This is a genomic window from Amycolatopsis sp. NPDC051373 (genome assembly GCF_040689465.1).
In the GTDB taxonomy this organism is placed as follows: Bacteria; Actinomycetota; Actinomycetes; order Mycobacteriales; family Pseudonocardiaceae; genus Amycolatopsis.
In genome coordinates this window covers 140,968-161,030 of sequence record NZ_JBFBAE010000002.1, presented here as the reverse complement: position 1 = coordinate 161,030, position 20,063 = coordinate 140,968, and the positions used below count along the sequence as shown (strand labels likewise).

At 70.5% G+C, this 20,063-nt stretch carries 24 protein-coding genes and 2 pseudogenes; 14 read left to right on the top strand and 12 right to left on the bottom strand.

The window, feature by feature from the left end; all coding sequences use genetic code 11:
* Nucleotides 1-344 precede the first annotated feature (344 nt).
* The 4 genes and pseudogenes from AB0383_RS04285 to AB0383_RS04270 all read right to left on the bottom strand — a co-directional run bounded on the left by AB0383_RS04285 (nucleotide 345) and on the right by AB0383_RS04270 (nucleotide 1,552).
* Complete coding sequence (locus tag AB0383_RS04285; protein ID WP_366185515.1) at nucleotides 345-503, bottom strand: cupin domain-containing protein; 159 nt, start codon at nucleotides 501-503, stop codon at nucleotides 345-347.
* A gap of 262 nt (nucleotides 504-765) precedes the next feature.
* Nucleotides 766-870: pseudogene (locus AB0383_RS04280) on the bottom strand (helix-turn-helix transcriptional regulator); the annotation flags it as partial.
* Nucleotides 871-899: 29 nt separating this feature from the next.
* Nucleotides 900-1,103, bottom strand: coding sequence for a hypothetical protein (locus AB0383_RS04275; RefSeq protein ID WP_366185128.1), 204 nt, complete (start codon nucleotides 1,101-1,103; stop codon nucleotides 900-902).
* An 8-nt stretch (nucleotides 1,104-1,111) separates the two neighbouring features.
* Complete coding sequence (locus tag AB0383_RS04270) at nucleotides 1,112-1,552, bottom strand: hypothetical protein (RefSeq protein WP_364176372.1); 441 nt, start codon at nucleotides 1,550-1,552, stop codon at nucleotides 1,112-1,114.
* Between AB0383_RS04270 and AB0383_RS04265 the strand changes: the two genes are divergently transcribed.
* The gene (locus AB0383_RS04265) at nucleotides 1,460-1,768 is read left to right on the top strand and encodes an aldolase/citrate lyase family protein (RefSeq protein WP_366185126.1); all 309 of its coding nucleotides are present in this window, start codon (nucleotides 1,460-1,462) and stop codon (nucleotides 1,766-1,768) included. The genes AB0383_RS04270 and AB0383_RS04265 overlap by 93 nt on opposite strands.
* Before the next feature lie 161 nt (nucleotides 1,769-1,929).
* Here the strand turns inward: AB0383_RS04265 and AB0383_RS04260 are convergent, their stop codons facing one another.
* The 4 genes and pseudogenes from AB0383_RS04260 to mftR all read right to left on the bottom strand — a co-directional run bounded on the left by AB0383_RS04260 (nucleotide 1,930) and on the right by mftR (nucleotide 4,981).
* Nucleotides 1,930-2,763 carry a spermidine synthase gene (locus AB0383_RS04260; RefSeq protein ID WP_366185124.1) on the bottom strand — a complete coding sequence of 278 codons (834 nt, stop codon included), beginning with the start codon at nucleotides 2,761-2,763 and terminating at the stop codon, nucleotides 1,930-1,932.
* Entirely contained in the window at nucleotides 2,760-3,152 is a 393-nt protein-coding gene (speD, locus tag AB0383_RS04255) for an adenosylmethionine decarboxylase (RefSeq protein WP_366185513.1), read from the bottom strand. The genes AB0383_RS04260 and speD overlap by 4 nt, the downstream gene beginning before the upstream one ends.
* Nucleotides 3,153-3,212: 60 nt before the next feature.
* Nucleotides 3,213-4,184 (bottom strand): annotated as a pseudogene (locus tag AB0383_RS04250) (type III PLP-dependent enzyme); the annotation flags it as partial.
* 149 nt (nucleotides 4,185-4,333) lie between these two features.
* Nucleotides 4,334-4,981 carry a mycofactocin system transcriptional regulator gene (mftR, locus tag AB0383_RS04245; RefSeq protein WP_366185122.1) on the bottom strand — a complete coding sequence of 216 codons (648 nt, stop codon included), beginning with the start codon at nucleotides 4,979-4,981 and terminating at the stop codon, nucleotides 4,334-4,336.
* 97 nt (nucleotides 4,982-5,078) lie between these two features.
* Between mftR and mftA the strand changes: the two genes are divergently transcribed.
* The 11 genes from mftA to AB0383_RS04190 all read left to right on the top strand — a co-directional run bounded on the left by mftA (nucleotide 5,079) and on the right by AB0383_RS04190 (nucleotide 14,473).
* Nucleotides 5,079-5,174 carry a mycofactocin precursor MftA gene (gene mftA / locus AB0383_RS04240; protein WP_220239654.1) on the top strand — a complete coding sequence of 32 codons (96 nt, stop codon included), beginning with the start codon at nucleotides 5,079-5,081 and terminating at the stop codon, nucleotides 5,172-5,174.
* Nucleotides 5,164-5,451, top strand: a complete 288-nt coding sequence (gene mftB / locus AB0383_RS04235; RefSeq protein WP_366185119.1) for a mycofactocin biosynthesis chaperone MftB — start codon at nucleotides 5,164-5,166, stop codon at nucleotides 5,449-5,451. The genes mftA and mftB overlap by 11 nt, the downstream gene beginning before the upstream one ends.
* Nucleotides 5,451-6,644, top strand: coding sequence for a mycofactocin radical SAM maturase (gene mftC, locus AB0383_RS04230; RefSeq protein WP_366185117.1), 1,194 nt, complete (start codon nucleotides 5,451-5,453; stop codon nucleotides 6,642-6,644). The genes mftB and mftC overlap by 1 nt, the downstream gene beginning before the upstream one ends.
* 1 nt (nucleotide 6,645) lies before the next feature.
* On the top strand, nucleotides 6,646-7,335 hold the full coding sequence (mftE, locus tag AB0383_RS04225) for a mycofactocin biosynthesis peptidyl-dipeptidase MftE (RefSeq protein WP_364176351.1): 690 nt from the start codon (nucleotides 6,646-6,648) through the stop codon (nucleotides 7,333-7,335).
* A complete protein-coding gene (locus AB0383_RS04220) occupies nucleotides 7,332-8,111 on the top strand; it encodes a mycofactocin-coupled SDR family oxidoreductase (RefSeq protein ID WP_366185114.1) in 780 nt (259 codons plus the stop codon). Before mftE ends, AB0383_RS04220 begins: the two co-directional genes overlap by 4 nt.
* Before the next feature lie 222 nt (nucleotides 8,112-8,333).
* Nucleotides 8,334-9,755 (top strand): mycofactocin biosynthesis glycosyltransferase MftF, encoded by a 1,422-nt coding sequence (gene mftF, locus AB0383_RS04215; RefSeq protein WP_366185112.1) that lies wholly within the window; start codon nucleotides 8,334-8,336, stop codon nucleotides 9,753-9,755.
* Nucleotides 9,752-10,945, top strand: coding sequence for a pre-mycofactocin synthase MftD (gene mftD / locus AB0383_RS04210; protein ID WP_366185110.1), 1,194 nt, complete (start codon nucleotides 9,752-9,754; stop codon nucleotides 10,943-10,945). Before mftF ends, mftD begins: the two co-directional genes overlap by 4 nt.
* A gap of 58 nt (nucleotides 10,946-11,003) precedes the next feature.
* The gene (folP, locus tag AB0383_RS04205) at nucleotides 11,004-11,816 is read left to right on the top strand and encodes a dihydropteroate synthase (protein ID WP_366185511.1); all 813 of its coding nucleotides are present in this window, start codon (nucleotides 11,004-11,006) and stop codon (nucleotides 11,814-11,816) included.
* 76 nt (nucleotides 11,817-11,892) lie between these two features.
* Complete coding sequence (locus AB0383_RS04200; RefSeq protein WP_366185108.1) at nucleotides 11,893-12,627, top strand: hypothetical protein; 735 nt, start codon at nucleotides 11,893-11,895, stop codon at nucleotides 12,625-12,627.
* Nucleotides 12,608-13,114, top strand: coding sequence for a DUF6630 family protein (locus AB0383_RS04195; RefSeq protein WP_366185106.1), 507 nt, complete (start codon nucleotides 12,608-12,610; stop codon nucleotides 13,112-13,114). The genes AB0383_RS04200 and AB0383_RS04195 overlap by 20 nt, the downstream gene beginning before the upstream one ends.
* A 435-nt stretch (nucleotides 13,115-13,549) precedes the next feature.
* On the top strand, nucleotides 13,550-14,473 hold the full coding sequence (locus AB0383_RS04190) for a cysteine synthase family protein (RefSeq protein ID WP_366185104.1): 924 nt from the start codon (nucleotides 13,550-13,552) through the stop codon (nucleotides 14,471-14,473).
* 45 nt (nucleotides 14,474-14,518) lie between these two features.
* On the opposite strand, the gene AB0383_RS04185 is transcribed toward AB0383_RS04190, so the two are convergent.
* On the bottom strand, nucleotides 14,519-16,018 hold the full coding sequence (locus tag AB0383_RS04185) for an amidase family protein (RefSeq protein WP_366185102.1): 1,500 nt from the start codon (nucleotides 16,016-16,018) through the stop codon (nucleotides 14,519-14,521).
* 3 nt (nucleotides 16,019-16,021) lie between these two features.
* The gene (locus AB0383_RS04180) at nucleotides 16,022-16,543 is read right to left on the bottom strand and encodes a DUF302 domain-containing protein (protein ID WP_366185100.1); all 522 of its coding nucleotides are present in this window, start codon (nucleotides 16,541-16,543) and stop codon (nucleotides 16,022-16,024) included.
* A gap of 99 nt (nucleotides 16,544-16,642) precedes the next feature.
* On the opposite strand from AB0383_RS04180, the gene AB0383_RS04175 reads away from it, so the two are divergent.
* On the top strand, nucleotides 16,643-17,251 hold the full coding sequence (locus tag AB0383_RS04175; RefSeq protein ID WP_366185098.1) for a TetR/AcrR family transcriptional regulator: 609 nt from the start codon (nucleotides 16,643-16,645) through the stop codon (nucleotides 17,249-17,251).
* 766 nt (nucleotides 17,252-18,017) lie between these two features.
* A complete protein-coding gene (locus AB0383_RS04170) occupies nucleotides 18,018-18,311 on the top strand; it encodes a hypothetical protein (RefSeq protein ID WP_364176319.1) in 294 nt (97 codons plus the stop codon).
* A 9-nt stretch (nucleotides 18,312-18,320) separates the two neighbouring features.
* Here the strand turns inward: AB0383_RS04170 and AB0383_RS04165 are convergent, their stop codons facing one another.
* A complete protein-coding gene (locus AB0383_RS04165) occupies nucleotides 18,321-19,640 on the bottom strand; it encodes a DUF4474 domain-containing protein (RefSeq protein ID WP_366185096.1) in 1,320 nt (439 codons plus the stop codon).
* Nucleotides 19,637-19,945: a hypothetical protein gene (locus AB0383_RS04160; RefSeq protein ID WP_366185094.1), complete on the bottom strand. Its 309-nt coding sequence runs from the start codon at nucleotides 19,943-19,945 to the stop codon at nucleotides 19,637-19,639. The genes AB0383_RS04165 and AB0383_RS04160 overlap by 4 nt, the downstream gene beginning before the upstream one ends.
* Nucleotides 19,946-20,063: the final 118 nt, after the last annotated feature.

The window sequence follows — 20,063 nt, the reverse complement described above, 5'->3', positions numbered from 1 at the left end:
TCCGGCTGCCGGCGAGACTTCCCACGCGCAGCGATCGGCGCCGACGAGCGACAGCGTCTGGAACACCGTCTCGTCGACCATCTCGAAGCCGAGCGCCGTGCCGAAGGCGACGCCGGCGCCGCCATTGGTGACGTTCCAGCACTCCAGGACCGTGCGCCCGCGCAGTTCCGGCGTGATCGCGCTGAGGACGGCGGTGCCGATGCGACCGCGACGGGCCTCGGGTGGACGGTCAGCGCCAGGAGGCCGAGATGGCTGTTTTCGGCGTCCGGAAAGTACAGGGCGGCGAGCCCGACGAGGCGCCCGTCCCGGCGTGCCACCCAGCGCATTCCACGTGCGAGCTCTCGTCAGTAGCTCGGCGGAGTCACGCTCACCATGAACCGCGCACTCGTCCGCCCGTCGTTGCGGAAGCGGTGCGGGATGTTCGAGTCGAAGTGGCAGCTGTCGCCCGTCTTCAGTACGTGCACCTGGTCGCCGACCTCGACCGTGAGGCGGCCGGTGAGCACCACGACGCACTCTTCGGACGGGTGGGAGCGTGTCCGCAGACACCGATCCCGGCTCCAGCTGTCCTTCGAGCACCTCGAGCTTCGCGCCGCCGGGGGAGACGCGGGTGTAGGTGATCGCGTGGTGCGGCAACGAGATGCGGTACCGGTTCTCGCGCCGGATGACGGCGACGGTGTCGTGCTCGCCGTCCTGGAAGAGGCTGAACAGTGGCACCTCGAGGACCTCGGCGATCCGCCGCATCGTCTCCAGGCTCGGGTCGGTGACGCCGCGTTCGACCTGGCCGATCAGCCCGGTGGACACCGAGGCCCGGTCCGCCAGCTCGCGGACGGTCAAGCCCCGGCGGGTGCGGAACTCACGGATCCGAGTCATGGTCGACCGGAAGGTGCCCGGAGCGTTCATCAGTGCAGCGTGGCCTCACCGACGGGCTCCCGGTCCTCGGCAGGAGCGCTGTCCCCGGTACCTGCGTCGATCGCCGCCGCGGCCGGGGCTCGCGTCACCAGGCTCACCAGCACCGTGACGACGAGGTTGACCACCAGGGCGGGCAGGCCGATGACGGTGCCCGGCGGCACTGTGTGCGCGAAGAGCGCACCCAGCTGCGGCACGCCGACGATCAGCCCGCCGCACACCGCCCCGGCCGCCAGTCCGACCGCTGTGACCCGCCGCCACAGCATGGACAGGAACAGCGCGGGCGCCAGCTGCCGACGGCGCTGTACACGTTGGTCATGATGCTGAGCAGCTTCGAGCTGCTCTGCGCCACGAGCAGCACCACGATCGCGGTGAACACCACCACGCCGGCCCGGGAGATCGTGAGCGAGCCGGCCAGCTTCTTCGACATGCCGCCCACCACGTTGCGGGTGAACAGGCTGCTGGCGGTGAGCACGAGCACCGCGGTCGGCACGAGGGCGACGAGGATGCCCGCGCCGCCGAGCAGCCCGATCACCCAGCTCGGGAACTTGTCGTGGACGAAGATCAGCAGCGACGCGTTGGCCTGCTTGTCGGGCAGGTTCGGCAGGGCCGGCACCGCGGCCAGCGCGATCAGCACGATCAGCACTTAGAAACAGGGCTGGTCCCGTTGCGCGAGACGGCGGCCGGGATTGTCGGCGCGGGAGCGGTTTGCGCCGTGCCCGGTGTGGTCCGGGCCGCCTTCGGCAGCGTCGACCTCGCCGCGCAGCCGGGCGTCGACCACACCTCGCACACGGCCCTGCGGTACGCCCGCTCCGCCGTGGTCCTCGCCGCTGCGGTCACCCTCGTCAGATTGCCGCGGTGAACCGGGGTTTCTCTTCGTCCGAAGAGGACCTTCGCTGGGCCCGGGCGATCCTCGCCGCCGCGGGCGACGGCTCCGTGTCCGTCCACGAGGGACAGATGATCGACCGGCCGGTCGTCCTTCGTGCCCAGCGCCTCCTCGCGCGGGCGGGGAGCACCAGCAGATCAGCGGCGGAGACTGAGAGGCGGCACCGTGGATCCGCGCAGGGTCAGCTCGTCGATCGTCTCCGGGCGGTACGGCAGGGTCGCCCAACGCCGCACCATGGTGTCCACCGGCGCGTCGAGCTCGGTGCCGAAGAAGAACGCCCACTCGTGTTCGTCCGAGCCGAAGTACACCGGCGAGGGGAACGTCTCCGTGAACCGCTGCCAGCACTTCACGAGCGTCGAGTTGCGCCAGAGCGTCGCGCAGCCACCCTGGTACGCCACCACCCCGCCGGGGGCGAGCAGGTTCCGGCACAGTCGCAGGAAATCCGTGCCGTACAAGCGGTTGTGCTGCGCGTCGGCGCCGTCCTGCTCGTCGGGCAGGTCGACCACCACGATGTCGTACTTCTCGGTGGAGGAGCGGATGAACTCCCAGCCGTCCGCGTAGTGCACGCGGATCGCGCCGTCGCCCCGCTCTACCGCGGCCAGCTCGGCGGCCGAGTAGCCGTAGGGCAGGTGTTGCGCGCACAGCCGCACCGCCTGGGCGTCGATGTCCACGTGGTCGACGACCGACGCGCCCGCCTGCATCGCCAGCCGGCACACCACACCTTCGCTCGACCCGACGACCAGCACGCGGTTCACCTCGGCGGCCAGCAGCAGCGCGGGCACGAGCAGGGCCTCGTGGTAGACGAGCTGGCTCAGCTCGGTGCTCTGCCGCTCGTCGTCGCAGAACAACGAGATGCCCTGGGCGGTCTTGCCGATCACCAGGTGCTGGTAGTCGGTGCGGGTGTCGACGAGCACGTCCGAGACCTGCCAGACCCGCGTCAGGCCCGCGCCGACCGATTCCGTGATGTTCACCGTGCGTCCTGTCCTCTGTGGATGGTGCTGGTCCGGGCCGCCGTCGCGCCGAGCATGTCCTGCAACAGCTGCACGGCCAGTTCGGGGTCCGCGCGGCGCCCGCACGTGAACACGTCGACGAACACCGACCCGCGCTCGGGGTAGGAATGGATCGACGCGTGCGATTCCGACAGCAACGCGACCACGGTCACCCCCTGCGGGTCGAACCGTGTGGACGTCACCTCACGTACGGTCGCGCCGGCCTTGCGCAACGCGCGTTCCAAGCTGTCGCACAGGAATTCGACGTCGTCGAGCAGCTCGGCCGCCACACCCGAGAACTCGGCGAGCACGTGCCGGCCGGCGAACTCGCCGATCTCCTCGGACTCTCCGCCGACGAAGTACGTTTTCAACGGCGGGAATCCGTTGAACGACACCGACGAGTAGCTCTGCGTGTAGGCGCCCGCGCTCAGGATGTCGACGTGGTCACCGGCCGCCAACCCGAGCGGCAGGCGGTACGGAGTGCGAAGGTAGAGCACGTCGTCACCGTCGCACGTGGGGCCGGCGACCACGACCGGGCCGTCGGGAGTTCCGTCGCGCGCGGTCTCCAGGCGGTAGGCGATGGCCTCGTTCTCGGTCTCGGCCAGCCCGCCGTACCGGCCGATGTCCAGGTACACCCAGCGCTTTTCGTCCGTCACGGACTTGCGCGACACCAGCACTACCTCGCTGCGGATCACCCCGGCGTCAGCCACCACCGCCCGGCCGGGCTCGAACGCGAGGTCCGGCGCGACGGGGAAGTGCCGCGCGATCGAAGCCTGGATGGCGGCCGCGTACTCGGCGAGCGGCGGGGGCGTGGTCGTGTACCGGCCCGGCAGCCCGCCGCCGATGTTCAAGCCGCGCAACGCCACACCGCGCTCCGCCACCTCGCGCGTCACTCTCGCTGCGGTGGCGACCCCGGCCTCCCACGCCCGCGGGTCGAGGTGCTGCGAGCCGACGTGGAACGCGACGCCTTCCGGGTCCAGCCCCAGGGCGGCGGCCCGCGTGAGGAGGTCCACCGCCATCTCCGGGGCGCAGCCGAACTTCTGGCCGAACGGGGTCTGCGAGCCGGAGCTGTCCACGAGCACGCGGCACGACACCGTCGACCCGGGCGCGTGCTCGGCGAGGTTGGCGAGGTCCTCGGCGCTGTCGAACGTGAACCGCCGAACCCCGGCCCGGAACGCGAACGCGATGTCCCGGGCCTTCTTCACGGTGTTGCCGTACGAGATCAGCTCGGGACGCGCGCCCTGGGCGAGGCAGAGCTCGATCTCCTCACGGCCGGCGACGTCGAAGCCCGCGCCGGCCCGGACGAGCAACCGCACGATCTCCGGCGCCGGGTTCGCCTTCACCGCGTAGTACATCCGCGCGTCGGGCAGCGCCTCGCGAAGCCGGCCATGGCTTTCCCGCACCGCGTCGAGATCGATCACGAGGCAGGGCGTCGGGGGTCTCCGGTCGTCCAGGAACGTCCGAGCTCGTTCCGGCGCCGGCGGTCGGACGTCGATCACAGGCGCCGAGTATAGGGGTGTTTCCGCTGGTGTCGGGGCAGATTCGGCACGCCTCACACGCGCTCGGCCGGGGGATCGGGCTCGGTGGTCAGCACAGGGTCGGCGAATCCCGCGGCCAGGGCTTTCAGGGCGGCCTCCAGGTACACCGTGAGGTCGGCGTCGGCGCGCGCGGACCAGCGCTCGTAGGCGGCTCGGCAGGTGGCGAGAACCGAGCGGCCGACGGTGAGCGGGTAGAGGGAGTCCGTGGGCTGGCCGGTGCGCCGGGCGACGAAATCGGCGACGGCGCGTTCCCAGGCGTCGTAGTGGATGGTGGCGCTGGCGGCGAGGTCGGGGACGGTGCTGATCAGGCTCATCCGCTTGCGCAGCTCCGGCACGTCCTCGGCGCTGTAGTGATTGGCCTCGAGCACGGCGCGGAGCACGGCTTCCATGACGGTCAGGTCTTCGGACACCGCGGCGAGCAGCGACCGGATCGTGGCCACCTCGTGGTCGAACTCGTTCCACAGCACGTCGGCTTTGGTGTCGTAGTAGCGGAAGAACGTGCGCTTGGTGACGCCGGCCGCGGACGCGATCTCCTCGACCGTGGTCTCGTGGAAACCCTGCTCGGTGAACAGCTTGAGGGCGATGACCTCGAGCTCGCGGGCGCTCGTGCCCGGCGGTCGGCCGCGGCGGGAGGCGCGAGGGGCGGGGGCGTCAGTGCTCATCGGGTGACCGTTCGTCGGGAGTCTTGTCTTTCGTCACGCGGTGACGTTACTCTCCCTGATATTCGTCGCGAGGTGACGAAAATCGAAGGAGGTCCTGATGGACGACACCACCGCCGAGGTCGAGGCCACGGATGTGGCCGAAGACCTGCTGGTCGAAGAGGTCTCGATCGACGGAATGTGCGGTGTCTACTGACCCCGCGCCGTTCGAGCTGGACGGCGCCTGGGAGCTCGATGCCCAGGTGTCCGTCCGGCCCGAGCGGTTCGGCGCGCTGCTGTACCACTTCGGCACGCGCCGCCTGTCCTTCCTGAAGAACCCGACGCTGCTGGCCGTGGTGCGAGCCCTGCCGGAGCAGGCGACCGCCCGCGCGGCCTGCGCGGAAGCCGGCGTGGCCCCGGCCGAGCTGCCCCATTACCGCGGCGCGCTGGCCACGCTGGCCGCGTCGCGGATGATCCGCCCGAGGAGTGTGTGATGTCGCTGGTCGAGGAGTTCCAGTACGGGCTCGACGCGCCGATCTGCCTGACGTGGGAGCTGACCTACGCGTGCAACCTCTCGTGCGTGCATTGCCTGTCCTCGTCCGGGCGGCGGGACCCGCGCGAGCTGAGCACGGCCGAGTGCAAGGCGCTGATCGACGAGTTCGAGCGGATGCAGGTCTTCTACGTCAACATCGGCGGCGGTGAGCCGACGGTGCGGCCCGATTTCTGGGAGCTGGTCGACTACGCGACCGAGCACCACGTGGGCGTGAAGTTCTCGACCAACGGCATCAAGATCACCGATGAGGTGGCGCGCAAGCTCGCCGCGAGCGACTACGTCGACGTGCAGATCTCCCTCGACGGCGCCACCGAGGAAGTGAACGACGCCGTGCGCGGTCCGGGCTCCTACCGCACTGCGGTGCGGGCCATGGAACGCTTGCGGGACGCGGGTTTCGCGGACTTCAAGGTGTCCGTGGCGGTCACCCGGCAGAACGCCGGGCAGCTGGATGCGTTCAAGGCCATCGCCGACCGCTACGGTGCCCAGCTGCGCTTGACCCGGCTGCGTCCTTCGGGGCGTGGCGCGGACGTCTGGGACGAGCTGCACCCGACGGCCGCCCAGCAGCGTGAGCTCTACGACTGGCTTGTCGCGAACGGCGACAACGTGCTCACCGGCGACTCGTTCTTCCACCTCGCCGGTTACGGCGACGGCGGCCTGCCGGGGCTGAACCTGTGCGGCGCCGGGCGTGTGGTGTGCCTGATCGACCCGGTCGGTGACGTCTACGCCTGCCCGTTCGCCATCCACGACACGTTCCTCGCCGGCAACATCCGCTCCGACGGCGGGTTCGCGCCCGTGTGGCGGGATTCGGAGCTGTTCACCGAGCTGCGCAGTCCGCAGACCGGGGGCGCGTGCACGTCGTGCTCCGCCTACGACTCCTGCCGCGGCGGCTGCATGGCGGCGAAGTTCTTCACCGGCCTGCCGCTCGACGGCCCCGACCCGGAATGCGTGCGGGGACAAGGAGAACTGGCGCTGGCCGGGGTCGCGCCGGGCAGCGCGCCGAAGCCGTCGCTGGACCACTCGCACCGCGGCGCTCCCTCTCGGCGCCGCACCGGCCCGGTGCCCGTCACCATCGGCCTGCGGCGCCCGCCTGAGCGCGCCTGCGACGAGAGCCCGCTGGCCGGGTTCGGGCACTGAGATGCACTTGTCCGACTTGCCGTTCCCGGAGGTCGCGCGCCGCGCCGCGGCGGGCGCTGTCCTTGCGGTACCGATCGGCGCGACCGAGCAGCACGGTCCCCACCTGCCGTTGTCCACGGACACGGACATCGCCCTCGCGCTGTGCGACGCGCTCGCGGTGGCGCGGCCCGAGGTCGTGATCGCGCCCGCGGTCGCGTACGGCTCCAGCGGCGAACACGCCGGTTTCGCCGGCACGCTGTCCATCGGGCAGGCCGCGACCGAGTTGCTCCTGGTCGAACTGGGCCGGTCGGCCACGGAGACGTTCGGCCGGGTACTGCTCGTGTCCGCGCACGGCGGCAACGCCGAACCGGTCGCCCGGGCCGTCGCCACGCTCAGGTCGGAATCCCGCGACGTCTCCGTCTTCCAGCCCCGCTGGAGCGGCGAGCCCCACGCCGGTGCTCCGGAGACCGCTCTGCAGCTCGCCTTGCGGCCGGCCGCGGTGCGCATGGACCGGGCCGTCGCGGGAGACCGGCGTCCGCTGAGTGAAGTGCTGCCGCTGCTGCGATCCGGGGGCGTGCGGGCCGTCACGGACACCGGCGTCCTCGGCGACCCGACCCGAGCCACGGCGGCCGAAGGTCACGCGCTGCTGGATACGTTGACCGCTCAGCTCCTCGCGCACGTCGAGGCCTGGCTTCCGGTGGTGGCCTCGTGAGCGCCTGCGTCGCCCTCGTCACCGGCGCCGCGCGCGGCATCGGCGCGGCGACCACCCGGCGGCTGGCTTCGGACGGCTGGGCCGTTCTGGCCGTCGACCTCGCCGCCGACGATCCGGCTTTGCCCTACGGGATGGGCACCCTCGGCGAACTGTCCACTGTGGCCGAACACCCGAACGTCGTCGCGCGCGTCTTGGACGTCCGGGACCGGGCCGCGCTCGCCACCGCCGTCGCCGAAGCCGAAGAACGCTGGGGCGGCCTCGACGCGGCCATCGCGGCGGCGGGGGTGATCGCCGGTGGCGTTCCGCTGTGGGAAGTTCCTGAGGAGCAGGAAGACGCCGTGCTCGACATCGACCTCCGGGGCGTCGTGAACCTCGCGCGCGCCGCGATCCCGGCGATGCTGCGCCGCCCGGCGCCGCGCTCCGGCCGGTTCCTGGCCGTGGCCTCCGCCGCGGCGACGCGGGGGCTGCCCATGCTCGCGGCGTACTGCGCCGCCAAGGCCGGTGTCGCCGGGCTCGTCCACGCGCTCGGCGTGGAACTGGGCGACACCGGGGTGACCGCCAACGCCGTCAGCCCGGGCTCCACCGATACCCCGATCCTGGCCGAAAGCGCCCGGCTCTACGACCTGCCCGCGGCCGCCGCGTTCGCCACTCAGCAGCCGATGGACCGGCTGCTGGACCCGGACGAGGTCGCCGCCGTGCTGGCGTTCCTCGCCGGTCCGGGCAGCAGCGGGATGACGGGCTCGGTCGTGCCCGTGGACGGAGGTTTGGCGCTGTGACTGAGCCTTTGCCGCACGGCTTTCGCGTTGTCTTCGGCCGGGGCGTGAAGCAGCTTGTCGATTCGCCGTGGTTCGGTGACTCGCCGGCTGTGGTTGGAGGGCTGGCGCTGTGATGGAGTCTTCGCCGCGCGGTTTTCGTGTCGTTCTCGATCCGAGGACGAGACTGCTCATCGAGGCCTTGTGGTTCGGGGACTTCCCGGCTGCGAACGGAGGTCTGGCCCTGTGACTGAGCCTCTACCGCACGGCTTCCGTGTCGTCCTCGATCCCGGCGCCAAGCAGCTCACCGACGCCCTGTGGTTCGGTGGCGCCCCGGCCCGTGTGCTGCGCCTGACCGCCGCCGGGAAGAAAGCGTGGCGCACGCTCGAAAACGGCCCGGTCGACTCACCGGCGACCGGTGCACTGGCGCGCCGGTTCACCGACGCCGGGCTCGCCCACCCCGTGCCGCCGCCCCTGAGCGAGCCGCCGGACCTCACGATCGTCGTCCCGGTGCACGAGCGCGCGGACGAGCTCGCTCGGTGCCTGGCCGGGCTCGACGGAGCGCACCCCGTCCTGGTCGTCGACGACGCCTCCACCGACCCGGGCGCGATCGCCGCCGTGGCGGCCGCGCACGGGGCGAAGCTGGTGCGCCGCGACGCCAACGGCGGTCCCGCCGCCGCGCGCAACACGGCGCTCGGCCACGTCACCACCGAGCTCGTCGCCTTTCTCGACAGCGACTGCGTCCCCCGTCCCGAATGGACAGACCGGCTCGCGGCCCACTTCACCGACCCGCTGCTCGCCGCGGTGGCGCCGCGGATCCGCCCGCTCGCGCCCGGCACCACGGCGGGCCGCTACACCCGCGCCGCCGGCAGTCTCGACCTCGGCGACCAGCAGGCGCGCGTCGCGCCGGGAACCCGGGTGTCCTACGTCCCGACCGCCGCACTCGTGGCCCGCCGCTCGGCTCTGGAGGCGGTGGCCCAGGGCGGAGCGGTGTTCGACCCCGCGATGCGGGTCGGTGAGGACGTCGACCTGGTCTGGCGACTGCACGCCGCCGGCCGGCGTGTGCGCTACGACCCGTCCGTCCTCGTCGATCACGAAGAACCCATCACCTGGCGCGGACTGCTGTCCCGCCGCTTCCGCTACGGCACCTCCGCCGCACCGCTGACCCGACGGCACCCCGACGCGATGGCACCGCTCGTCCTGCACCCCTGGCCCACACTGACGGTCGCCGGCCTCCTCACCGGGAAGCCACTCGTCGCCGCCGCCGGATTCGCCGGGGCGGTGCTGAGCATGCGCAAAACCCTTCAGCAGGGCGACATTCCCACCGACGGCGTCACCCGCGCCATGGCCACCGCGGTCCACCAGACCTGGCTCGGCGCCGGCCGCTACACCACGCAGTACGCCGCGCCGGCCCTGGCCGCCGTGCTGCTCGCCGGCGGTCGTCACCGCCTCGCCGCCGCGTCCCTGCTCCTCGGCCCGCCCCTCGCGGGCTGGCTCACCCGCCGCCCCGACCTCGACCCGGTGCGCTACAGCGCCGCCGCGGTCGCCGACGACCTCGCCTACGGCGCCGGCGTCTGGGCCGGCTGCCTCACCCACCGCACCGCCGCGCCCCTGCGTCCCCGCGTCGCGTGGCGTCCTCTCCGCATCGACCGCAAGGAAAACCGATGAGCAGCACCTGGTTCGAATCCGTCGCCGAAGCCCAGCGCAGGGCCAAAAAGCGCCTGCCCGGCTCCGTCTACTCGGCACTCCTCGCCGGGTCCGAAAAAGGCCTCACCCTTCAGGACAACCTGGGCGCGTTCGACGAACTGCGCTTCGCCCCGCGCACCGCCGGGCACTCCGCGCAACGCGAACTCGCCACGACCGTGCTCGGCCGCGACGTCGCCCTGCCCGTGCTGATCTCGCCTACCGGCGTGCAGGCGGTCCACCCCGACGGCGAGGTCGCGGTCGCCCGCGCCGCCGCCGCGCGCGGCACGTCGATGGGCCTGTCGTCGTTCGGCAGCAAGCCGATCGAGGAGGTCGTCGCCGCCAACCCGAACACCTACTTCCAGGTCTACTGGACGGGCACCCGTGACGACATCCTCCAACGGCTCGACCGCGCCCGCGCGGCCGGAGCCGTGGGCATCATTCTCACCCTCGACTGGTCGTTCTCGCACAGCCGCGACTGGGGCAGTCCGCACATCCCCGACAAGCTCACCCCGCGCGAACTGCTCCGGTTCGCGCCGGAAAGCCTGCGGCACCCGCGCTGGCTCTACAGCTACGCCCGCACCCGCCGGCTGCCCGACCTGTCCGTGCCCAACATGACCCCGCCCGGCGGCGCCGCGCCCACCTTCTTCGGCGCCTACGGCCAGTGGATGCAGACCACCCCACCCACCTGGGACGACGTGCGCTGGCTGCGCGAGCAGTGGGACGGGCCGTTCCTGCTCAAGGGCGTCATCCGCGTCGACGAGGCCCGCCGCGCCGTCGACGCCGGCGTCAGCGCGATCTCTGTGTCCAACCACGGCGGCAACAACCTCGACGGCACCCCCGCCACCATCCGCGCCCTGCCCGCGATCGCCGACGCCGTCGGCTCGCAGGTGGAAATCCTGCTCGACGGCGGCATCCGCCGCGGCAGCGATGTCGTCAAGGCCCTCGCCCTCGGCGCCCGCGCCGTGCTCATCGGCCGCGCCTACCTCTGGGGCCTCGCCGCGAACGGCCAGGCCGGCGTCGAGAACGTGCTCGACGTCCTGCGCAACGGCATCGACTCCACTCTGCTCGCCCTCGGCCACCACTCGGTCCACGACCTCAGTCGCGAGGACGTCGTGGTGCCGGACGGGTTCGTCCACGCGCTGGGTTCCGATGTCCGCGCCACCGCTCGCTGACCGCGCGCCGGCGATCCGGCTGGGAAGGCACGAGTTCACGGGCGACGAGTTCCTCACCATGGCGATCGTCAACCGGACCCCGGATTCCTTCTACGACAAGGGAGCCACCTGGGAAGAGCAGGCCGCCTACGACCGCGTGCGCCAGGTCGTGGCTGAGGGCGCCGAGATCGTCGACATCGGCGGGGTGAAGGCCGCGCCCGGCGAAGAGGTCACCGTCGCCGAGGAGATCCGCCGGATCGTCGACTTCGTCGGAAACGTGCGCGCCGAGCACCCCGACGTCGTCATCAGCGTGGACACCTGGCGCGCGGAGGTCGCACGCGAAGCCTGCGCCGCCGGGGCGGACCTGATCAACGACGCCTGGGGCGGCTACGACCCGGACCTGGCCGCCGTGACCGCCCAGGCCGGCGTCGGCCTGGTCTGCACCCACACCGGGGGCGCCCGCCCCCGGACCCGCCCGCACCGCGTCGACTACCCCAACGTTATGGCCGACGTCATCGAGCACACGACGGCGCTGGCCGACCGCGCGGAGAAACTCGGCGTCGACCCGGCGGGGATCCTCCTCGACCCCGCCCACGACTTCGGCAAGAACACCTGGCACTCCCTCGAGATCACCCGGCGCCTCGGCGAGCTGGCCGCGGTGGGCCGGCCAGTGCTGGTGTCGCTGTCCAACAAGGACTTCGTCGGCGAAACCCTCGACTTGCCGGTGGGAGAGCGCCTCACCGGAACCCTCGCCGCCACCGCCGTGTGCGCCTGGCTCGGCGCGCGCGTCTTCCGCGTCCACGAGGTCCCGGAAACCCGCGCGGTCCTCGACATGGTCGCCACGATCATGGGCCTGCGAGCCCCGAGCCGCACCGTGCGGGGGTTGGCGTGATGGACACGCTGTTTGGCGTGGTCGCGGCGATCTTCAATCTGCGAGCCCCGAGCCGCACCGTGCGGGGGTTGGCGTGATGGACACCTTCCTCGGTGCCGTCCTCTGCCCCCACCCGCCGTTGCTCCTGCGCGAGCTCTCCGGCCGGCAGGACCCGATCCCCGACCTGCGCGCCGCCTGCCACCAGGCCCTGAGCGTCCTCCTGTCGTGGCGCCCTGACCACATCCACGTCGTCGGCCGCGGCGACCCGGCCGAGGAGGATCCGCCCTGGAGCCTCCGCATCGCCGGCCGCCTCCTGGCCGAAGCCGGCCTGCCCGGCGACTTCGACTGGCACCCCGTCCCCGGCACCGCGACCGCCGCCGACTGCGACCGCCTCGCCGCCGACCTCGCCGGTCCCCAGGGGCGCACCGCGCTGCTCGTCCTAGCCGACGGCAGCGCCAGCCGCACCCTCAAAGCCCCCGGCCACCTCGACGAGCGCGCCGTCCCCTTCGACACCGCGATCACGGACGCGTTGCAGACGAACGACCCCACCGCCCTGACCCACCTCGACCCCACCCTGGCCGACGCCCTGCGCTCCCAGGGCCGCCCAGCCCTCCACACCCTGGGCGCGGTCATGCGGCGCTTCCCCAGCCGCGCCATCCCACACCTCCACTACCTCGACGACCCCTTCGGCGTCCTCTACCTCGTCGCGACTTGGCCCAGCGCAACCGATACACCGGGCTCGGCGGCACCCGGCCACGCCGAGGTGCGATCATCCCTCGCGTCGAACCACCCGGCCCTTGCGGAGGACGTCGATGACCGGCCCGACCCGTGACGCGCTCGCGGGCGTCGCCACCCTCGTGGCGCCGAACGCCCCGCAAGTGACCGAGCGAGCGCTGGCAGCCCACGACGACCCCGGCGCCTACCTGCGTGACCACACCGACCGCCTCGACGAGCGCGGCATCGACGAACCCTTCGAGGGCCTGCCGTGGATCGCCCTGGTCGACGCCCTCACCGACCACGGCCTGCTCGCCGAGGTCGACTGGAAGGAAGCCCCCGACGAGATCGCCGGCCGGCTGCTCGCACTGCGCTCCGCGCCGCCGGCCGACGAGCTCTGGAAGTCCCTGGCCGAGATCGACCTGCCCACGTACGAGTTCCTCGAAGCGGCCGGAAACCGGCTCCTCGCCACCGGCACGGCCCTGGCCGTCCTCGACATCGAGTCGGACTGCTACCCCCTCGTCCTCCTGCCCGCCACGCACGCCGACGACCTCATCACTCTCGCGGTCAAGGCCGGCTTCACCGCCGCGGTGTACGGCCGGTAGGGCGACCGCACGCGCGCCGGGACGCGTGTAGCGATCTTGTAGCGCCACCCACCAGGCTGCCCCCATCCGGAATGGACGGGGAGCAAGCTTGAACCGATCACCCTTACCACCGGTGCCCTTCGAACGGCAGAAGATCCCTTTCGACGTCGACGTGCTCTTCGGCGTGGTGCCGAGCCGCCGGTTCGACGCGTCGCTGGAGGCGGTGACCGAGCTCGCGTGTGGTGGGTGTGCTGGTCGTCCGGTCCGCCGAAGACACCGAGGCCCAGCCGTCCGATCGCGACGGGGGGTGTGTGAAGAAACGTCGGTGGACTTCAGGGCCGAGCCGTGTTTCGGTGATCGCCACGATCTGCGTTCAATCGGTGGGTTGTCAGCCCGCGCCGCGCGCGAGCACGGCAGGAGAGGGGTTCGATGATGCGAGCAGGGATCGCTTCGTCAGTGCTCGACGCCATCGGAGGAACCCCTCTGGTGCGGCTCACCCAGGTCGTGTCCGGCGAGGCGGCGCAGGTTCTGGTGAAGCTCGAAGGCGGGAATCCCACGGGAAGTTACAAGGACCGGATGGCGCTGGCCATGATCGAAGGAGCCGAGCGCGCCGGTGTGCTTCAGCGCGGCCGGCGGGTTGTGGAGTACACCGGTGGCAGCACAGGCTCTTCCCTGGCGTTCATTTGTGCTGTCAAAGGGTATCCGCTGTCCATTGTGACTTCGGATGCCTTCGCGCCGGAGAAGCTGAGCACCATGCGAGCGTTGGGCGCCGACCTGACCGTGGTCCCGAGCCAGGGCGGGCGGATCACGCCTTCGCTGTTCGACCGGATGCGTGAGGAGGTTGACCGCATCGTCGCGCGAGAGGGCGCCTTCTGGACAGATCAGTTCCGCAACGCGGACGCTCTGGCGGGCTACGAGCGGATGGGCCGTGAAATCCTCGAGCAGGCACGAGCCGGGGGTGTGACCGCGGATGCTTTCTGCGCCGGCGTCGGGACCGGCGGCATGCTGGCCGGGGTCAGTGCCGCATTTCGCGCGGATCACCTTGCGACGCGGTTTGTCGCGCTCGAGCCGGCGAGCTCGCCCATGCTCACGGCGGGACACGGTGGTCCGCACCGGGTCGAAGGGATCGGTACGGGCATGGTTCCGCCGTTGCTCACCTCGGCTGTCTTCGATGAGGCGAGGGCCGTCGACGAAGACGAGGCGCGCGATCTCGCGTTGCGGCTGGCAAGGCGTGAAGGGCTGTTCGCCGGTACTTCGTCCGCGGTGAACGTCTCGGGCGCGATCAAGCTCGCGCGGGAGCTGGGGCCCGGGCACAGCGTGGTGACCGTCGCCGTCGATACGGGGCTCAAGTACCTCAGCGGTGATCTCTTTGCCGAGTAGCCCCGGCGTGGCTTTGCTGTGTCCGGGCAACCGATCGACACGTCTTCACGCCGGAGCGGGCACCGTGCCCAAAACGTCCTGTGCTCGACGGGCCAGGTCGAGCAGCTCGCGGTCACGACCGTGGGCGCCGTCGATCTCGATGCCGATCGGCAGGCCGTTTTCGGTCAGCCCGAGGGGGATGCTGATGCCCGGCAGGCCCGCGCCGCTCGTGGGGACGGTGTTCCTCGCGAGGACCAGCTCGTCCACCTCTTCGTCCGCGACCGTGACCCGCGGCCGACCGTCGATCAGTGGGGCGGGGCAGGGCGTCGTGGGAAAGATCAGGGCGTCGAAGCCGCTCCGGGTATACACCTCGCCGAGCCGACGCTGGAGTTCCGGGCGGTCGACGGAGAGCGTGGTTTCGTAGGCTTCATCAGGAAGGAAGCCTTGCCCGCTGGGCAAGACCAGGTGACTCCACACTTCCTTGAGCTCCGGCTTGAGCTCGGTGAACACGTCCTCGAACGAGACCGGGAAGTTGTGGCGCAGAAGGAATTCGGAGACGGACTGCTGCGTCTCGCGGAAGAAGAGGTTCCACGTCAGCCGGTCCGCCAGCGGCGAGAAGTCGTCGCCGAGATCGATTTCACGGACTTCGGCGCCGGCGTCGCGCAGGCGGTGCAGTGCGCTCGTGAACTGTGCTTCGGTCTCCGGATCGATCAATTGCAGGTAGTGGCTGGGGGCGTAAGCGAATCTCACCCCTTTCAGATCGGCGCGATCGGACGGGGGAGCACCTGTCTCCCCGGTGACGATTCGGTCGATCAACGCGCAATCCTCGACGCTGCGGGCGAAGACGCCCGGCGTGTCGAGCGTGTGCGAAATCGGCGCGACCCCGCCGCGCAGCCATCGGCCCGTGGTCGGCTTGAAGCCCACCACTCCGGACAGCGACGCCGGCACCCTGATCGAACCGACCGTGTCGCCCCCGAACGCGGCGGGCACGATCCGGGCCGCGACGGCTGCTCCGGAGCCACTCGAAGATCCGCCGGAAACACGGTCGTGGCCGTAGGGGTTCTTCACCTGGCCGTAACGTCTGTTGTGCCCGGTCAGCCCGAAGGACATCTCGACGAGGTTGTTCTTGCCGAACACGATGCCACCGGCATCCTTGACCGCGCCCACGACATCGGCGTCTTCGGCCGGTGTGAAACTTGCCAGGCCGTCCAGCCCGATTGTCGTGGGGAGACCACGCGTCAGGTAGCTGTCTTTCACTCCGAGCGGGACGCCGAGCAGCGGCGCGCTGGAACCCGCGGCGCGGGCTTTGTCCGCCTCCGCGGCCGCGGTCAGCACCGCGGATTCGTCCACGGTGATGAACGAATTGAGGTCCGAGTACTTCCGAGCGCGCCGCAGAAGCGCGGCCGAGTACGACACGGACGTGATCTCACCCTGGCGGATTGCGGCGGCCGCTGCCGCCACTCCGAGGCCGGCCAGCGCGGTTTCCTCGGCCGTCGGCACGCTGTCGACGGAAATATCCCTGTCCTGCATGAATACCTCTCTGTCTAGTCGGTTCTGGGTGGACATTCGTCACAGCTGCGGGAGAACGGGAACGTCCAACACTCGGAGGAGATCGACGACCTTGCGGTCCAGTTCCCGTCCGACGGCCGCGATCTCCGGGACCCCGAAGCTCGCGAACAGGGTGCTGGGCTGGTCGAGGGAGAACCGCGTGACTCCTTGCCGATCCTGGTGGATGGTCGTTCGCAGCGGGGCGTGGAGCATCACCGCGGGGTCGTGCCGGTACATGCGTTCCGCGATGGTGTGGTTTCCCATCAGGTAGGCAGCGCAGGATCCCGCACTGCCCGCGAGCTGCATGAGCCCGCCGACGTCGGTGCTCCAGAACCGCATGAAGCCGTGCGGCGCGTTCTCCGTCGCCGCGGCGAGCACGGTGTCCCAGGTCGCGTGCTCGGCGCGGTGCCGCGCCATCCGATCAAGGTCCAGTACCGGCACGGCTGCTTCGTAGCGATCCCGGAAGTCCTCGAAGGACGTTCCTGTGTCGATCGACCACCGGACGACCTCGTGGGAAACCGAGGCGATGTTCTGAGTGGACATGGGGTTGTTGCTTCCTCTCCAGGGGTGAAGTAAATCGATCGTTGTACTTGACCGTAGCAGGCTGCGCCAGAGAAGTACAACGATCGCTATACTTGCGGCATGGCAACGAGCGAGACGACGGTCAGCGCCCCCAAAGGCGGCCGCGGTGCACGCGAGCGCATCCTGCGCGCCGCGACCGAGCTGTTCACGAGCGACGGCATCCACGCCACCGGCATCGCGAAGCTGACCGATGTGGCGCACGTGTCGACCCGGACGCTCTACCAGCACTTCCCGAGCAAAGAGGCCCTGGTCAGCGCCTACGTGCAGTCGATCGAGTCCGACGACGAATTCCTGGCCGAGACCGCACTGGGGCGCACCGACCTCAGCGCGCGCGAGCGCCTCCTGGCACTGTTCGCCGAACGCCCGGCCGGCCCGGCTTCGGCCACGGTCGTGCGCGGCTGCCCCTTGCACAACACTGCGGTGGAAGCGGCCGGCACGATGCCGGAAGCCGCGGCGGTGGTCGAGCGCCACAAACGCGAACTGGCCGCACGCCTGATCGCCACAGCCACCGAGGCGGGCGCGCACGACCCCGAAACCCTGGGGCGGCGGCTCGCCGTGCTGTTCGAGGGTGCTCGCGCCCTGTCGACCTCGCTCAACGACCCGCGCCCGTTCGAAGACGCCGAAGCCTTCGCCAGGACACTGATCGACGGCGCGGCCGGCCTCGCCTGACGGCGGCGGCGGTCAGGCTGTGCGCGGGCCGGTGCGCGACTCCTCGTCGCAGACGCTCAGCTCGCGAGGCATCCCAGGGTGGAGGACCTTCTCGGTGGGGTTCCACGCGGTGACGCCAGTGACGGTTTGCGCGAGCGTTCCCTTGGCTGAGGCGGAGCGGTTGTCCACGGTGTGGTGGTGGTCGTTGCCGAGCGTCTACTGCTGGTCGGCGGGCCGCTGGTCCCGTAGGTGTAGAGCGCCTCTGGGCTGGTGAGGCCCGCCTTCAGCGCTCCGAAGTAGACGGTCGGGAAGTGGTACGCATTGGGACAGGAGGCCGCGACGCCGGGGGCGTTACGCCCTCCGGCCGTCGGATCTGCCGCTCCGCGTGCAGCCTACGCAGACGACGGGCGTGGTGCTGGTGCTGGACGAACTCGTCGGGGCTCTCGCCGTCGGCGGCTGCTGCGCCGTCGTCGGCGCGCCCCGCACCGGCAGCCGCGGCAGCTTCGACGTTCCGAGGCTGCTGCCGGGACGCACGATCCGCGGCGTGACCCTTGGCGACAGCGAGCCGGAGGCGTTCGTCCCGCTCCTCCGGACGCTTACCGCCGCCGCGCGCCGCCACTGGGCTGCATCCAGCGCCGCTACCGCTTCGGGGAGATCAACCAGGCCGCCGCCGCGTCCGGGAAGACCGTCAAGTCGGTTCTGGTGTTCTGATCGTTCGGCCGCGGGGCGCGTGGGCCGCCGCGCGAAATGGGCCTTTTCGCCCGACCCGGGCGGATAGTGTGTGCCCATGACTGAGTCGAGACGTGCCGGCGAGACGTCGGAAGAGCTGGCCCGCACGTTGCGCGCCCGAGCCAGGAACGCGGCGGTCGCCGTGTTGCGCGAAGGGCTGGAAGAGATCGACGGGCGGCACGGCTCGGGCGTCGCCGACGAGGTCGCCGGGCTGATCGATGTCGCCGAGGTGTTCACCGGTCTCGCCGACCGCGAGGTTCCGGCACGGCGGAGCCGCGAAGGCCGGGGGAGCCGCGGGGGCCGCGAAGACGACGACGAGCCGTGGGAGTTCAAGCCGCTGACCTCGTTGTGACCCCGCCGGTCACTTTTTCCAGTCGTAGCTGAGCACGGGCGGGTGGTCGGACACCTTCGTGACGGTGAGGTTCTCTTCGGGGTGCGCGGCGGCGTACCGCGTCATCTCGTTGTAGATTCGGTCGCGCATGTCGGTGTCGCGCACTTCGATCGTGGCTCGCTGGCCGAGCTGGTCGGGGTGCACGCCCGGCTCGGAGCGGATCGCCAGGTTCCAGAAGTGCCGTTTGTCGCTGCCGTCGGCGCCCTGGCCGTCGTTGGTGAAGTAGACCTTGCCGCTTTCTTTGTCGTAGATCTGCTGGGTCACCTTAATCTGGTCGTCGCCCTGTGCGGCGGAGAAGTAGCCGGAGGGGTCCTGGGACTGGGGGTCGCGGGTGTAGAACCCGACTTCGCCGCCGAACGCGCCGCCGAACCCGTAGCTGCCCTTCCACAGTTCCAGCCGGTACTGCTTCCCGGTTTTGGGGTCGGTGAACTCCATGTTGTCGCCCTGGGCGCTGGTGCGGTCGAGGTCCGCGCCGATGAGCTTCTCCATCTTGTCGTAGATGTCGTGCCAGCCGAGGTAGCTCTGCACCGAGTGCTCGCCCGTGGTGTAGAAATCGCCGCCCTCGACGTACTTGAAGCCGAAGTAATCGTAGATCTTCTGCGCGACCTCGGGGTCGCGCATGATCGTGTCCCAATCACCTTTGAGCAAGGCGAGATCGAGCTTCGGGTTCTTCGCGACGAGCGCGGCGAGGCCGGGAATCTCGCGCAGGATGAGCGCGGCGATCTCGGCCGGGTTCCGCTTCTCGGAGCCGGCGAGCTCCCAGATCCGGCCCGTTTTGTTGCGCAGCTTCAAGCCCTCGGCGAGCAGGACCGCGTCGTAGGTGGTGACCACCCGCTGCAGATCGGCGAGCAGGACGAGGGCCTCGGCCTTGATGATCTTGTCCTGCGCCCAGGCGAACACGATGTTGCCCTTGCCGTTCGAGAGGTCCTTCCACACGTTGTCGAGTTTCGCCTGCAATTTCTCGGCGTCCTCGCGTTTGCTCCTGGCGTCCGACTGCGCCTTCGCCAGCGCGTCGCGCACGACTTCGAACGATTTCGCCGACTCTTCGAGGTCCTCGGCCTGGTCCTCGCGGTTCTTTTTGAAGGCATCCAGCGAGGACAGGGCCGATTCCCCGGCCCCGCCGTGCCAGCTCTCGCTCAACTGCGCACGGACGCTTTCCACCAGCGACTTGGCGTCCTCGACCGATTCCTTGGTGGCTCTGCACGCCCGGGCCCGATCATCCAGTTCGGTCGTGCTGCCTTTCTCCACTTTGCCGGCGAGCTCACGGATCTTGTCGAACACCGCCGTCACCGGTCGATCCGTGCGAGACCACTGTCCAGCGCTTTCAGGAACACGCCGCGTGCTTCGTCGTCGCTGCTGTCGTAACTCTTCGCGGCGTTGCCGATCGTTTCGACCAGGCTGTCGACCTGCTGCTGCGCCGCGTCCAGATCTTCCTGCCGGGTCAGCAGCCAGACCTCGTAGTCGCCCGCGAAGCCACCGGCCCGATCCGTGCCACCCACGTTCGGCGACCCCGGCGCGGAGAGCGACGGCGGCGTCCCCTGGCCGAGCTTGGCCGCGGCGTTGCTGATGTTCTCGACATCGACCTCGAACCCCACAGAGCTTCCTTCCGCACAGTCCCGCTCGCCAGGCGGAGGTCACCGACGAGCCGAGTGACATCCCGTGTCGGTAATGTAACACTCGTCCGTTCTGAGACGTCGGGATTTCGCGCCCGGT